Genomic DNA, 15588 nt, shown 5'->3' with positions numbered 1-15588 from the left:
TATCAAGGTAACAGACAGAAATCACATAAACTATATACAAAACGGTTCTGTAATGTTTGGTATAACTTTTAAGCTAAGTCCGTAAAGGTAGTTTTAGACTCTCTCTTTTTCTTTCTGCATCAAGGGATAATAAAAAAAGATGATCCCGTGTGTGTGAGTACAGGAAGATCATCTTCTGACAGCGTAATGTTTTAATTATTTTTTGTTATAAATTATTTTTCTGATAGCATAAACAGAAAGGTAGTAAGAATCTGCAAGCTCTTGAATCGAATTACCAGAAGTATAGGCTTGTATTATTTCACTATTTCGATTATCAATCTCTTCACGAAAACCGGATAATTCTCCCCAATTTTTATGTTGATCCTTTATCGCGGGAATGTAGATGTATTCACCTTGTACAAAATCTTGCAATTTTTCAACCAATTCTTTTGGGAGAATTTCATTAGCGTTGATATATTTCATGTAGACTCACTCCTTGAATAAATAATATCCCAAGTAGCAAAGCCAGCATGATTGGTGATGATGTTATTCCATGCAAATATCACCAAATATCTGTCTTTGCATGGAATTGAACATGGGTGATTGTAATATTCTTATGAGACAAAATTCATTCTCCTTTCTAGTAAATTCTTTACATGATTAGGGGAATGCTGTGTATAGACACACATTCCCTATTTTGGTCTAAAATTTATTTTTTCGTGTTGTGACCGTATAGCTGACCGCATGCTGCATCAATGTCCGTTCCAAATTGAGTTCGCACAGTGACTTTGATTCCCTTTGACTTTAAGATACTCACAAACTTTTGAACTCGTTCTTTGTCTGATTGATGAAAGCTTTCAGGCGTCACGTCAGTTGAATTGTAGGGGATCAAATTGACGTGATATAAATGTTCCCAAGGACCTCTGTGCTTTAACAAAGCAGCGATGGCTTCCGCATGCTCATTTGAATCGTTTTCTCCTCGAAGTAATATATACGCAATATACACTTTTCTACCTGTATTACGAATATGCTGATCCAACTTGTTCAACACATCATGAAGCGGAAACCGATTGTTAACGGGCATTAGCTCGCTCCGCTGTTCGTCGAACGGAGAGTGCAGTGAAAAGGTCAGGTTAACCTGTGGAAATTCCTTTCCCAGACGATCGATAACCGGCAAAATTCCGATGGTGGAAACTGTAATTCTTCGATGCCCCAAGCCAAAGGTTCGTGGATCTGTTAGAATCATAAGCGTGTCGAAGATATTTGGATTGGCTAGCGCCTCTCCCATGCCCATAAACGAAACACTATCCAATGCTTGACCATTTAAATGAAAGTATAACAGTTGATCGGTAATTTCATCAGCGGTTAGATTTCGTTTCAGTCCGATTGTACCTGTAGCACAGAAGCGGCAACCATATCCGCATCCGCACTGGCTGGAAATGCAGTATGATTTCCAGCCGCGCTCATAGCTAAGTTGGACTGCTTCTATGTGTTCACCGCCCTCAATGGAAAAAAGCACTTTATTCACTTGACTGGATGTCTTTTGCATGACAGGGGTTAAGTTCAAAACGTGTTCACCAAGGTTCTTAATTAATTCGTTTCTTATATTCTTAGGCAATATGGTCATTCTGTCATATTCACCAATTCTTTGCTTGAAGATCGCGTCCGCAATTTGTTGGAACCGATATGCGGGTTGTTTCAATTCTGTCAATATGTGTTGAATCATTTCGTATTTCGAAGTTGATTTCATGTTTTTTTCTCCTCTTGAGCCGGAGAAAATGCCTTAAGCACCAATAAGGGTGCTTAACATCTACATTAACCAACTAAATAAAACCCAACGATGCTTGCAGCTCAGTCGCTACGTGCATCTATCGATAGATGGATAATGCTCCGGCAACCGTTTAGTTTGATCGTGAACCGTACCAACGGACAATGAACGGTTCACATGAACATTTACAACTTCAAACATTTATTTCAACCTCCTAATTTAAATAAGCAAAAGTTATGTTACAGTTGGACCCTTTTGGTGGCGATATTTTTACAAAATTCACTATCGTGCTCTACAAAAAGTATGGTAGGAGAATGTTCCAGCAATAGTTCTTCAATCTGCATACGGGAAATGACGTCAATAAAGTTTAACGGTTCATCCCAAATATAGAGATGTGCTTTCTCGCATAAGCTTTTTGCGATCAGCACCTTCTTCTTCTGTCCGCCGCTGAATGAAGACATATCTTTTTCAAATTGTGTGCGCGAAAAATCGAGTTTTCTTAAAATCGCTTTGAACAAGCTCTCGTCGATCTCGTTCTGGCTCGCATAATCTGATAGGTTGCCCTGAAGATGTGAGGTATCTTGTGATACGTATGAAATTTTTAATTGACTACCTTTGCGAAATGTTCCTGTAAAAGGGATCTCCTCGCCAAGAATTAGCTTGAGAATGCTTGATTTTCCCGAACCATTTCGACCCGCAAGTGTAACACGTTCTCCTTGTTCAACGGTAAAGGTTACGTCGTTGCATACAATGTGTTCTCCGTAATGGATCGAAACATGCTCTAATTCCACCATTTTCTTTTTGTTATAAGCAAGTTGAGTGATTTTCAGACTTTCCGAGCTTTCGATGTTTCTCAGTAGTTTGGAATTTTCCTCAATCGCGGATTGCTGTCTCTGTTCAATCGATTTGGATCGTTTCATCATTTTGGCGGCCTTGTGTCCGACATACCCTTTATCGATTTTCGAACCGGAATTGCGAGTGCCGTTTTTTGTTTTCTCTACTTCATGGGACCAGCTACCCGTTCTCTTTGAGGCTTCGGATAGTCGTTTAATGTCTTTTCGCAGCTTGTCGTTCTCGGCTAGTTCATAGTTATCCTGCCTTTGTTTATTTTCCCACCATTCCGAGAAATTACCTTTCTGGACCTCAATATGAGTTTTGTTTATCGAAAGAATGTGGTCCACGCAATTATCTAGAAATGCGCGATCGTGTGAAACCAAAATAAATCCATGCTTGGTTTTTAGATAATCGCTAACCAGCGACCGTGCGTGAATGTCCAAATGATTAGTTGGTTCGTCGATAAGCAGGAAACTGTTTTCTTTCAAAAACAAGGTTGCTAGTAATACTTTCGTTTGCTCTCCGTTTGACATGGTTTCAAACGGTCGATACAACACATCCTCTGACACCTTCAGCAACGAAAGCTCGCGTACGATCTGCCAATGCTCATAGTCGGGATAAATGTCGTCGATAACGTCCAGGGTATTAAATTCCTTGTGTTCAACATGAAAGGGGAAGTATTCAAAGCTGACATTTGCTGAAATGGTTCCGCTGTAATCATATTTACCAAGCAGCAGGTTCAGGAATGTTGTTTTGCCTCGACCGTTCCTTCCAGTAAAGCCTAATTTCCAATCCGTATTAATTTGAAAGCTGACGTTTTCGAAGATGTTGTCGTAGCTACCGTCATAAGCAAAAGTCAGGTTGGTTACATTGATTAAAGACATTGACAAAGTCCTCCATAAAAAAATAATGAGCTACAAGAAAGTTACCTTTCTTGTAGCTCAAATAAACAAATACTAAAATCTAACCCAATAAACGGATTAGATATTGTTATTTTATTTGAGTGAAGAGAATAAGTAACTTTCTTGCTTAACAAAGAATAAAACAGTTTTTGTTTTATCATTCGTAAATAAGCAAGAAATATTACATAATTCTCATCATCTCCCATAGATTAATTACTTGCATTCTAGCACAATCAATTTCACACTTCAACTTTGTATCCATCACTTTGTATCAATAATGATAACGTTGGAAATGCAAAAGGAGCCCGCAAATCCGAACAGTCGGTTTCGAACATGGGGCTATCGGACGGGTAGGGATGTCTGGCTTGTGGTGATCTAGTTTTACCGGTGTAAACGGCTCTTCCGATCCCCTTTAAAATAAGGAAATTTGGAATGGTCGCCCTCCTGCAGTCTACAAGTAAGCAAACTTATACTCGGGATGATCGAGATGAAATGGATATTCACACGATAACAAGACACATGGTTTCTATGTCATTATTTCATGAATTTATTTATTGAAGTTTGTATTGTTTAGGCGTTATTCCGCAAATGCGCTTGAAAACCCGAATAAAATGACTTTGATCGTAAAACTGGAGGTGATTCGAGATTTCTGATATTGATAAATTAGAGTAGTTCATTAAGTTCTTCGCCTCTTTTATTTTCTCCTGAAGTAAATACTCAACAATCGTCATGCCAGTTTCCTTCTTAAATTGTTTGGAAAGATAATCAGTACTTAGGCCCACATAGTCCGCAATTTCCTGAACATTCAATTTTTGATATAGATTGTTGTAAATATATTGTTCTACCTTGAAGACCACTTTGGAATACCGATGCTCCTTTGCTTGCATGACATGTTTGGCATATTCCTTGAACACTTTCTTTATAGTTTCAGCAAAGGTATTAAAATTATGATCGGACTCAATTTGTTGAATAAACATGTCACTTAACGTGTACGCTATTTCTGAATGTAAACCTCCGTCCATAGCAGCTCTGCTTGCAAGAGTTACGCATACAATGGCGAGGTTTTTTTCATTGCGAACTGGGTTATTTCTGGCGACGGTTCCGCTTCCTTGTAGTTCAGGCACTGATGCCATCAACTTTTCGAGAGCATCTAAACGGCCTTCCTGAATAAGCTGTCTTATAATATTTTCATATTTATTATCATGATGAAGAAATCCCTCCATTTTCTGATTTGCGACTTGTTGCTGTAATTCTGATTCAGTATCACTAGAGTATGGGGCGAGATATTGAATGTCCGTAAGTCCCACTTGTACTCTCATCAACAAATAATAGAACATTTGACCAAATCGAGAGAGAGTCCATTTATTATAGAGTGGAAGGGACAGGAGATAGCTTCTCAGTTTTTCTTCAAGCTGCCGGGGTACCTTGTTCTTAATCATGTAATCGTAAATAACAGCCTTCGTGATTTTGTCAAATACACAAGGACCAAGAAGCAAAATATGATCTTTGATCATTGACTCCCGTGCTCGAATGCATAAATAGTATTCGACATTGTTAAGCGTAATAATGGTGATAGGAAAGTCAAAATCCTTTTCCGCACAATGTCGGAGCATGTCCTCTATCCACTTATCCTGTAAAGGATTCTCAATTGTATTGGAAACTAACGATGTTAAAGTTCCTCTAACTGGATCAAAAGAGAAAATTGGCATTTTTGCATAATCTTGCATCAATTCACACACATAAAGAAGTTCATCCTCATGAATCATTAATTCCATGACATCATATCCTTATTTTTTAGTATAAGTACAATTTAGATCGGAAAAATCCTATTATTGATTACTGTAACCCCTTACAATCAATTTTGTCATTAGAATTTTTTAAGTTAGGGGGAGCAGGCAATGGAAAAAATTCGTTTTAAAGAAAAGCTTGGCTATGGTGTCGGTGACTTAGCGAGCAACTTCATCTGGGCAGGAGCTAGTACGTTTCTTGCCTTTTTTTACACGGATGTAGTGGGGCTGACAGCTGCAGCGGTTGGCACTTTGTTGCTTATTGCTCGCGTTCTTGATGCGTTCGTAGATATTGGGGTGGGGGTGCTGATTGAAAAGACGAAGAGCCGCTACGGCAAAGCACGTCCTTGGTTATTATGGATGGCATTTCCGTTTGGATTCGCGGGCTTTTTTCTTTTCATCAATCCAGGTTGGGGTCCAACAGGTTCATTAATATACGCTTATAGTACCTATCTTATAGTTAACATTGTTTATTCCGGAATTAATGTTCCATACGGTGTGTTAAATTCGAGAATAACGCAGGATCCTTATGAGCGATCCGTGTTGAATATATTCCGTATGTTTTTCGCTGTCGTCGCCACAATTTTGGTCAATATGCTGACATTGCCGTTAGTGAAAACGTTCGGCGGTGGTAATACCGGATGGGCTACTACTTTTGGTATCTTTTCCGGCATAGCAGTCATCATGTTCTTGGTGAGTTTCTTTAGCACGAAAGAGCGTGTTCAGCCGACTGTCGTTCGAAAGGAGGTGGATTTGAAGCGAGGGTTCAAGGCTCTGTTCCGCAATAAATACTGGAAGCAAATCGTTTTGGCTATGGTCATATTTTACATTAGCGGCGGCGTGAGTGGAGGAGCTAGCATTTACTATGCACAATATGTACTAAATGATGCTAATTTAGTAGGTACGCTTGGCCTTGCAGGTATGATTCCGGTGCTAATTGGTTTTTTCCTTATTGCGCCATTCATTAAGCGGTTTGGAAAACGAAATGTATCCATTGCAGGTCTTGTCATTTCTTTGATCGGTTCCTCTATCATCATTATCAATCCCACGTCACTGGCCATCGTGATCACCAGCACTGTCATTAAGTCCGTTGGATTCGTTCCATTGTCTGCTTCCTTATTCGCAATGCTTGCAGACACGGTTGATTATGGCGAATGGAAGACTGGTATTCGCAATGAGGGTCTTATTTATAGTGGCGGCAGCTTCGGACTAAAAGCCGGCAGCGGCATCGGTGCTGGCTTGGTAGGCTGGATCCTTGCGGCAGGTGGATACATGGGTAGTCAAGCTCAACAAACTGCATCGGCAATTGCTTCCATACAGTTCATGTTCATCTATTTGCCGATAATTATATGTATTTGCCTGATTGGGCTCCTCGTGTTCTATAAATTGGACAAAGAGTTCCCTCGAGTGCTTGCGGATTTGGAAGAAATTAAAAATATGAAGGCATGAGAAAGGGGGTTACTTGACATGAAGTCGTCTTTCATAACGGTTCAATATGATGGCTTTCCGGTTGTATTTGCGAAGCGCCTCACCGACCTCGCCGCAAGTTTTCATTCGGAGGATATACGAATCATTTGGGAAAGTAAAAACATCATTTCGGACGCCAAGAGCATTCTCGGTATCATGGCTCTTGAAGTTGCAAAGGGTACCGTATTGAAGTTGACGGTGGAAGGGCCTCGTGAAGAAGAGGCAGTGAGATCGCTAGCTGCTTTGTTCATAATATAAGATTACTAAGGAGAGAAAGCATGTTTAATAAACAATCAACGTTAACAGACCAGCAAATTCATGAGAAAGCAAATGCTTTATTAAAAGAGATGTCTCTAAAGGAAAAGGTGTGGTTGCTGAACGGAAATTGGGATCCAATTGAAAACGGGATGCAGTATGGGAACCAGTATAATCCAATTCCGATTAAAACTAATGGGAACGAGAGATTAGGCATTAGCCCTATTTCCTTTACGGACGGTCCTCGGGGTGTTGTTATGGGCCAATCGACATGTTTCCCGGTTTCTATGGCGCGGGGAGCATCTTTTGATACTGAATTGGAGCGCCGCATTGGCGATGTTTTCGGTATTGAATCAAGAGCAGGCGGAGCCAACTATTTTGCCGGTGTCTGCATTAACGTCTTGATGCACCCTGCATGGGGCAGAGCTCAGGAGACCTACGGGGAAGATCCGTTCCTGCTTGGAGAGATGGGAAAAGCGCTAACGGAAAGCGTGCAAGATCATAATGTGATGGCATGCGTAAAACATTATGCAGTAAATAATATTGAAAACACTCGATTCCACGTGGATGTCAACTTGTCGGAACGAACGCTTAGAGAAGTTTATTTACCGCATTTCAAGAAATGTGTGGATGCAGGCGCGGCATCTCTAATGGGTTCATATAACAAGTTCAGGGGAGATCACGCTTGCGAAAGCAAATATCTGTTAACAACGATACTTCGCGATGAATGGGGGTTTGAAGGGTTTACTTCGTCCGATTTTATATTCGGTATCAGGGATGGGAAAAAAGCCATTGAAGCCGGAATGGACGTCGAAATGCCCATGCCGGTCCAATATAGCGAGAGTTTGCTGAAAATGGTGGAATCGGGAGAAGTCGACGAAACATATATTGATCAAGCTGCACTTCGTATAATCAGAACCATTATTGCATTTGAAAGCACACCGGATAAGGCCACGTATTCAAAAGAAAAAATTGCTTGCAAATCTCACACGGAGCTTGCGAGAGAAGCGGCTGAGAAGTCGATGGTACTGATCAAAAATAAAGATCAAGTTTTACCGTTCAATAAAAAGGAAATAAAGAAAATCTTATTGGTCGGAAGATTGGCTGTAAAAGCAAACCTTGGGGACCATGGTAGTAGCAGAATTAATCCAATTTATTCGGTCAGTCCACTACAAGGAATTCAAAGTTATTTTAAGGACAAAGTAGAAGTCTTTCATTGTCATGAGTATGAGTTGGAGAAGGCGAAAGCCCTAGCGAGTGACGTAGATGCTGTGGTGATTGTTGTCGGTAACGATTATAACGATGAAGGCGAGTATGTGATGCCGGATTCTACAAATGCCGTTGATTTTATCACTAAAGGTTACGAGCAACAAGGAATGGCGGAGAAAAGTGCAGCATTCAAAGAGATGATGGAACAAAACCCCTCCTCATCCTACACATCTAGCGAAACGTTTGCCCCAGGAGGAGACAGAAAAAATTTATCTCTTAGGAAAGAAGAAATACAAGTAATTAATGAAATTGGTTCGGTCAATAAAAATACGGTAGTATCTCTAGTCTGCGGAAGTATGATCATGACAAAAGAATGGGAAGCTAACGTTCCAGCTATTCTGTACAGTTGGTATGCCGGCATGGAAGGTGGTAATGCACTTGCTCGTATTTTGTTCGGTGATGTAAATCCCAGCGGCAAGCTGCCGTTCGTTATTCCGACCGATGAAAGTCATTTACACCCGTTCGATAGTTCTTCTCATCAAGCGTACTATGAATTCTATCATGGCTATCGTAAGTTGGATAAGGAAAAGCATAGCCCCGCCTATCCTTTCGGTTTCGGATTGAGTTATACGAATTACTTATATTCCGATCAGAGCGTCGAGAAGGAAGCCGATTATGCTAATGTTAGAGTTAAAGTGAGAAATATAGGAAACGTTGCCGGGGAAGAAGTTGTGCAAGTTTATGTCAGTGTTCTTAACTCCAAAGTGGAAAGGCATATTAAAGTGCTACAAGGCTTCACAAGAGTTTATCTAACCCCAGGGGAAAGCAAAGAGGTTGTCGTTCCGATCGCTTTGAAAGAACTGGAGTATTACAATGAAGAAGAAGAAAGATGGGTTCTAGAGGATACCAACTATGTGTTTCTTGTGGGCCCAAGCTCGGATGAAAAAGCACTCCTGAAAGTGGATATTAATTTGAGTATATCAGAAGCCTAAAGTTCTGCTGAATGTAGGCTCGTTGTAAGCCAATGTGTATCAACTCATGCTGAAACTAAAGAAAAGAATCTGATCGTTCTGGCATTGGGTCTTAAGAAATTACAAGCAATAGATAAATATATAAGACGAAATAGCAAAGGAATTATTTTCTGATGAGAAATAATCCTTTGCTATTTTTGTTATGAAATGAACTTATAAAAAAGTAGCGCTATTTAGAAATTAATATGGATATTGGGGGTATTTACATTCCATTCAGATAAGTTCTTGGTGTGGATGAACTACCTGCCATTCTTCTTCATTTTTTATCTGACGAACTCGTTGTTTATAAATGAATTGAGTTTCAGCAATCTCAAGTCTGAAAAAGTAAACATGATTGTCGCTGGATTCGGAAATGTGCTTGGAATCCTGTTGATCAATGGTATCCAGTATGCTGTTTTATTTATGACGGGCAATTCCTTTTGGCAAGAGACGAGACTTTATCCCATGGTTTTGCTTCCCTTTATTTTCTTATTATTTGCAGCGGCCATGATTAGTCGGAGCCTGTACAAATTGACAGGAAACATTTGGCTCGGTGCAATGGTGAATACATTGATCATAACGATGATTGGAGTTGCGAACACGGCTACCTTGGTTCCTTTTCAAACTTAAACACACACAGGAAATTTACGGTAATGCAGGGGGAAGCGAATACCTGAAATCTAGAAGTACCAGTTCCTCTGCACTGCAGATGGAATCGGTGCTTTTTTTTTGCAATATATTAACCGTACCACCAACACCAAACGTTTTTTGTTCAGAATTTCGATATATATGCATATAATATTTATTTTGGTATAATAGTTAAAATATTACTTTATGATCTAACCATTACATATATTTTCTCTACTGACATTCTATATCAAGAAGAAAAGAAAGGAGGTGAATAAATGAAAAAAGTAGTACTAATCTTATTATTAGCGTGCTTCTCTTTCTCTACTAGTGCATTTGCTGCCTATACTGCAACATCTCATGATTTGACAGTTAGCCAACCAGCTCAATATAAATTAAGTGTTGGCCTATGGAGTTCTACGAATGAAACCGTTGATCTAACGCTTTATTCGAAAGGACCATCTGGTCAACTTAGTACAGTCTTCACGACTACCGTGAATATTGGGCCAACTTCTTCAAGTCCTGTCGAGTATTCAGTAGGTTATCTTAGCCCTGGAACTTATGTCCTCAAAGGACAATTCCAAGGGTCTTATGGTAGTTTAGGACCTGTTAGTTTGAATCAAGCCAATTAATAAAAGACATAGAGATTAAAACGGCCAAGCTCAATCGCATGGCCGTTTTATTTTTTTAATTGAAAAAGGCTCGGTTCAAAAAAATTGACAATGGAGTTTTAGAAGAATTATTTGGCAGGAGTTATGGGGAATTCGAAGAAGATACTAACAGCTGGTAGAAGAAAGAGGTTAGTGGGCGCTGATAGCGTGGATTGCCTAGTCTTAATCAAGTAATCCCTTTACTTATTTTCTTAATGTAATACCTGCTTATTTCTACCCAAAGCCAGCTGTAGAAAAGCGAGAACACATAAATGATGGCGATCGTACTCAGGCTAAATGTAGATGAAACTGCCGGGCTCAGAACAGGAAATCAAAAAACGTATAGCAACAAAAGGATTCCTGCCCACAAAGACAACGACCCGGTAATCACGACCGGCAAACGTATGTTCAAATATATCAGCGAACCGCCAACCCCAAGCCCCAATAAGCCTGTCGTGAAAGGAAAAACGATCAGTTCGCTTGGTTGGATAAAAAAGAGAAGCAACATCGTGAGCAAATAGGCGGTCAGACCGGAACCGACGGAAAGGATCGTACATAACACAATGGGGGCTGTAGCGAGGGGACTAATCAAGTAGCCTATCCCTGGCAGTAACCCTCCCATGGATTGAAAAATGGCGGATAGCGCGTCAAGAAAAGCGACCGTAATCATGGGGCACATCCTGTCTTTTAATGAGAGATGTGCTGCCGATATAAAATAATGCGGTATATATTCCTATTGATTTAATCCGGCACATTTCGTAATACTTTCTCTATATTTACCGGGAGTAATGCCTTCGTTCTTCTTAAAAACCCGAATGAAAACAGTATCGCTTGTATAACCGACCATCTTGGCAATCTGTGCGTTGGTCAGCCCAGGATCCGACATCAGTTTCTTAGCGTGATCCATGCGTACGACAGTCAGATAGTCGTTGAAGTTCTGTCCACTCACTCTTTTAAAAAATTGTGAAATATATTGCGGCGTGATCTGCAAATGCTCAGACACTAAATTCAAGCTCATGTTTGGATCGGCGTAATTCGCTTGAATGCAGGTTTGAATTTGCAGAAGGAGCTGTTCATTGTGATCGCTTCGTTCCAGTTTGAACGATTCGGCGGCCGATACATACAGGTCCTTCGCTTTTTCAAACATTTCGTCGGTTGTTTTACAGGAAACCAGGAATCGCACAGGGTGGATGTCACCTTCTGTAAGCTTCCGGTAGGCCAGCGTATCCGAATCCGATGCCATGATACGCAACAGGGTACCGGCAAGACTGAATAATAAGCACCTCCCAAGCTCCGGAGTGATGGATTCGTCGCGAAAATTTCGATCGAACAGCTGTGTGAGCAGTTGGATAACTTGCTCTGTATCGCCGCTTCGAATACAGTTAATTAACTGCAGCTCGGTTTCGACGGGGTAATAATATTGCAGCTTTTTCTGGCGAATATCATGATAGTAAAAGGTCGACAGCTGCCCATTGACCATCCTGTACTCCAAGGCGGCAGCCGCTTCCAAATAGGCTTCCCCAATCTGATGCTGGCCCTTATGAACGCCGCTTACGGCTATGCTGATCTCCAGCTTGAACCTAGTCTCCAGCATGCGATGCAATTCGGATACGATGTCCTTCACCCGGCAGGCCGGATGATCTATCTGATCCGGCATTAGATTAACGAGCAGGGCCAGCCGGTCTTTCTCCAAGTCGATCGTATGTATCGTATGGCCTTCGTAGATTGAATCTTCAGCCAGATTGGAGATGATAAATCGCACCAATGCCCATTGTTTTTCACTTTGGTTCGGTGCGAACCGGGACATGTCGTCCACTTGAACGAGAATGACGGCAAAATGAGGAAATGGAAAATGGATGCCCATAAATTCCAGCGACTGTTTCATTTGCTCTGGAGGTTCAAAGTAGCCTTGAAGCACACGATGCAAATAGTTAGAACGAAGAATGGGCAGTTGTTGAGTCAGTTTGTTTTTAATATGCCTTTCTTCATCCCAGGAAATCTTCATCATTTCCAGGATGTAGTCAAATTCATTCACAGCAGGTTTACGTGGATGAGACTTTCCCGCCTGAATCGCCTCTATCATTCTCTTGATTGGAAAATAGTTTCTATACGCGATTCCATATGCAGCTGCACTCCCCGCAAGGATACATAGCAAGAGAAGCCACAGCGCAAGATGCTCCATTTGTTTCACTTTCTGTAGATATATATTCAAAGGCATCACAGCAATATAGTACCATCCGACTTGTCCCGAGGTTGTGAATGATACCGTTACATCTTGACCGTTCAGATTGTAATTGCGTAAACCGGAGTTCGACTTCAGTTCATTCAATATCGAGTGTGATAACGGACTTGCACCAGGGGTACTGCTGATGAGTTCATGATTTTGGTTCACGATATAAACGGAACTCCCGTTTGCGGACTCGATTTGTCGTGTCATTTCGTGAATCTTGGTTTCATCGATCAGAACCGTAAGATTCCCTTTAATATTGGATGTGTCTTCGACCGGCAACGATTGCATAAAGGTAATCACTTGCATGGGGTCATCCTTCAGGTAGCCGTTTCGTTGTAAGGTGGTGGACGGCAGGTATGTTTGACTATGATAGCTAGTCATCTGCTTACGCCATTCTTCATGGGTCAGATGTTCAAAGCGATAATATTTATCATAAAAGTTGTGAGAATCGGTTACGAGATTCGGTTTGATTACAGAATCGCTTCGGTCCAAAAAAATATAGAAATCGTACACAAAATCCTTGGTAATTCTCGAATGCATGTTTAAATAATCTCTTGTAAACTGGACCAAATGATACCGTTCTGACAAGTCTTTGTGTTCCGTATCCAATAAATAACGCAGCTTCGGATTGAGTATAATTTGATGGGATAATTGTTCAATTTCTTTAAAATTGCTGTCTATATTGAGACGCATCTGCTCCAGCATGCCGAGATTGGACCGTTCCGCATTGGATTTCATGATATGTTCAATATTGGTATAGAACACAAACCAAATCAGGATGGGAACCAGGAGCAGAAGACAATTGGATACGAGCATCCTGATGAATAGGCTCCTTCTTTTGCTTCCGGCATTCTTTCTTCGAATGATTGAAAACATGGCGATCCTCCTAGTATAGAAAAGCTTGCTCAATCCCTATAATTCGGGAAGAGCAAGCTTGCTCCCTTCGTTGGATGACCGATTCGTGTGATGATCATTCTTTTAACGCACCAATCAGGACACCGTGCACAAAATACTTTTGCAGAAACGGGTACAGGCATAATATTGGAAGTGTAGATATGATAATCGTCGCATATTTGATCGTGATCCCGATGTCCAATCGATCTGTGGCTGCTGCATCGGTCGTCATACTGTCCGTACTATTCGAGATCAGAATTTCACGGAGCACTAGCTGTAGAGGAAATAACTCCCGATCACGCAAATAAATCAATGCGCTAAAGTATGAATTCCAATGTCCCACTGCATACCACAGCACCATGACGGCAATAACGGGCATCGAAAGAGGCACAATGATTCTGCTCATAATGATCCAATCATTGGCCCCGTCGATCCGGGCGGATTCCTCCAAACTAACGGGTACCGCTTGAAAGGCGGTTCGCATAATGATCAAGTTAAATGAACTGATAGCCCCTGGCAAGAGAAGAGCCCAAGGCGTATCCAGCATGCCGAGACTGTTCACCAGCAGAAAGGTTGGAATGAGCCCCCCATTGAACACCATCGTGATCACGATGATGAACATGATGGAATTGTTGAAATAGACGTTGCGGCGAGAAAGGGCATAGGCTCCGAGCGTTGTCATGAATAAGTTGATGGCTGTGCCGCCAGCGACATAGAAGAGGGTGTTCCGGTAGCCGGTCAGAATCATGGGATTATCCATGACGGCTTTATACGCCTCCAGGTTAAACCCGGTCGGGAAAAATAGCATGCCGCGAAATCGGGCAATTTCTGCAGGATCGCTCAAAGAGGCGAATAATACGTAAAGGAACGGGTAAAGCGTGACGAAGCAAAGCAGAATCATGAAGCACGTATTGACGCCGGAAAATATCGATTCACCCAGGCTGCGTTTGTGAAACATACCGGTCCTCCCTTACCACAATTTATGTTCGCTCACTCGTTTGCTAATGGAATTGGCGAGTACGATCAGAATGAAGCTGATGACCGAATTGAATAACCCAACGGCAGCGGTATAACCGAAATCGGCTCCCAGGATACCTTTCCTGAATACATAGGTAGAGATGACATCGGCCGTCTCATAGGTCATCGGATTGTACATCAAAATAATTTTCTCGCTCCCGACGGAAAGCATGGATCCCATGTTGAGAATGAGCAATATCACAATGGTCGGCATGATCCCGGGCAGGGTAATATGCAAGGTCTGTTTCCATCGTCCCGCTCCGTCAATCCGGGCCGCATCATAGAGAGTCGGATCAATGTTGGCTATGGCGGCGAGATAGATAATAGAGCCCCATCCGATTCCCTGCCAGACGCCGGAAGAGACGTACATGAACCGAAACCACCCCGGCTCCTGCATGAAGGCAATCGGTTCAAGTCCGATCATGCCAAGAAGTTGATTCACCAGACCGTCGCGGGCAAAGAAATCGATCATCATCCCGACCACAACGACGATGGAGATAAAGTGCGGGAGATAGCTTATCGTCTGGACGATCCGTTTAAAAAAACTCCTGCGAATCTCATTAAGCAATAAGGCAAGTATGATCGAAGCGGGGAACGCAAACAGCAATTCATAGATATTGATCAGCAAGGTGTTCCGAATCAGTCTCCAAAAATAGTAGTTTCCAAAAAAACTTTCAAAATGATCGAAACCCATCCATGGACTTCCCCAAATTCCGTCGGCAAGTCCGTAATCTTTAAAAGCAATTTGCAGACCATACATGGGTCCGTAATGAAAAACGATGTAGTAGGCAACGACGGGCAGCAGGATAAGATAAATGTAGCGGTTCCGTATTATGTCCTTTTTTATCATGCTCCATTTCTTCTCTGCCCGGTTCCCCGTTGCCGTCTTCACAATGTTTCTCTGTACATTAGGCATGGTTTACTCCTTCTTTGAATACCGGAGAACGGCAAGCCGCAAG

At 41.6% G+C, this 15588-nt stretch carries 13 protein-coding genes; 5 read left to right on the top strand and 8 right to left on the bottom strand.

All coding sequences use genetic code 11. The features are described from left to right. Positions 1-195 precede the first annotated feature (195 nt). The 4 genes from ACOZB4_RS05095 to ACOZB4_RS05080 form a co-directional block, all read right to left on the bottom strand. Positions 196-462 carry a CD3324 family protein gene (locus ACOZB4_RS05095; protein ID WP_379407035.1) on the bottom strand — a complete coding sequence of 89 codons (267 nt, stop codon included), beginning with the start codon at positions 460-462 and terminating at the stop codon, positions 196-198. A gap of 226 nt (positions 463-688) precedes the next feature. Beyond that, a complete protein-coding gene (locus ACOZB4_RS05090) occupies positions 689-1729 on the bottom strand; it encodes a Cfr family 23S rRNA (adenine(2503)-C(8))-methyltransferase (protein WP_379407036.1) in 1041 nt (346 codons plus the stop codon). A gap of 257 nt (positions 1730-1986) precedes the next feature. Next, a complete protein-coding gene (locus ACOZB4_RS05085; RefSeq protein WP_379407037.1) occupies positions 1987-3465 on the bottom strand; it encodes an Lsa family ABC-F type ribosomal protection protein in 1479 nt (492 codons plus the stop codon). A 569-nt stretch (positions 3466-4034) separates the two neighbouring features. Continuing rightward, positions 4035-5258, bottom strand: coding sequence for an AraC family transcriptional regulator (locus tag ACOZB4_RS05080; RefSeq protein ID WP_379407038.1), 1224 nt, complete (start codon positions 5256-5258; stop codon positions 4035-4037). A 123-nt stretch (positions 5259-5381) separates the two neighbouring features. Here ACOZB4_RS05080 and ACOZB4_RS05075 point away from each other — a divergent pair, with 123 nt between their 5' ends. The 5 genes from ACOZB4_RS05075 (at position 5382) to ACOZB4_RS05055 (ending at position 10470) form a co-directional block, all read left to right on the top strand. Then, positions 5382-6719, top strand: coding sequence for a glycoside-pentoside-hexuronide (GPH):cation symporter (locus tag ACOZB4_RS05075; protein WP_379407039.1), 1338 nt, complete (start codon positions 5382-5384; stop codon positions 6717-6719). An 18-nt stretch (positions 6720-6737) separates the two neighbouring features. Further along, complete coding sequence (locus ACOZB4_RS05070; protein WP_379407040.1) at positions 6738-6995, top strand: HPr family phosphocarrier protein; 258 nt, start codon at positions 6738-6740, stop codon at positions 6993-6995. A gap of 20 nt (positions 6996-7015) precedes the next feature. After that, positions 7016-9193: a beta-glucosidase gene (locus ACOZB4_RS05065; RefSeq protein ID WP_379407041.1), complete on the top strand. Its 2178-nt coding sequence runs from the start codon at positions 7016-7018 to the stop codon at positions 9191-9193. A gap of 273 nt (positions 9194-9466) precedes the next feature. Next, positions 9467-9841: a hypothetical protein gene (locus tag ACOZB4_RS05060; protein ID WP_422759494.1), complete on the top strand. Its 375-nt coding sequence runs from the start codon at positions 9467-9469 to the stop codon at positions 9839-9841. 275 nt (positions 9842-10116) lie between these two features. Further along, a complete protein-coding gene (locus ACOZB4_RS05055; protein ID WP_339266741.1) occupies positions 10117-10470 on the top strand; it encodes a hypothetical protein in 354 nt (117 codons plus the stop codon). 349 nt (positions 10471-10819) lie between these two features. On the opposite strand, the gene ACOZB4_RS05050 is transcribed toward ACOZB4_RS05055, so the two are convergent. From ACOZB4_RS05050 to ACOZB4_RS05035, 4 genes are all read right to left on the bottom strand, one after another. Continuing rightward, complete coding sequence (locus ACOZB4_RS05050) at positions 10820-11158, bottom strand: hypothetical protein (protein ID WP_256720800.1); 339 nt, start codon at positions 11156-11158, stop codon at positions 10820-10822. Positions 11159-11221: 63 nt separating this feature from the next. Further along, positions 11222-13594 (bottom strand): AraC family transcriptional regulator, encoded by a 2373-nt coding sequence (locus ACOZB4_RS05045; protein WP_379407043.1) that lies wholly within the window; start codon positions 13592-13594, stop codon positions 11222-11224. 94 nt (positions 13595-13688) lie between these two features. Beyond that, entirely contained in the window at positions 13689-14570 is an 882-nt protein-coding gene (locus tag ACOZB4_RS05040; RefSeq protein WP_379407044.1) for a carbohydrate ABC transporter permease, read from the bottom strand. A 12-nt stretch (positions 14571-14582) separates the two neighbouring features. Continuing rightward, positions 14583-15545: an ABC transporter permease gene (locus tag ACOZB4_RS05035; RefSeq protein ID WP_076325791.1), complete on the bottom strand. Its 963-nt coding sequence runs from the start codon at positions 15543-15545 to the stop codon at positions 14583-14585. Between the last annotated feature and the right edge of the window lie 43 nt (positions 15546-15588).

Source organism: Paenibacillus sp. NPDC058898 (genome assembly GCF_049316025.1).
Lineage (GTDB): Bacteria > Bacillota > Bacilli > Paenibacillales > Paenibacillaceae > Paenibacillus_AQ.
This window is presented reverse-complemented; position numbering and strand designations above follow the sequence as displayed.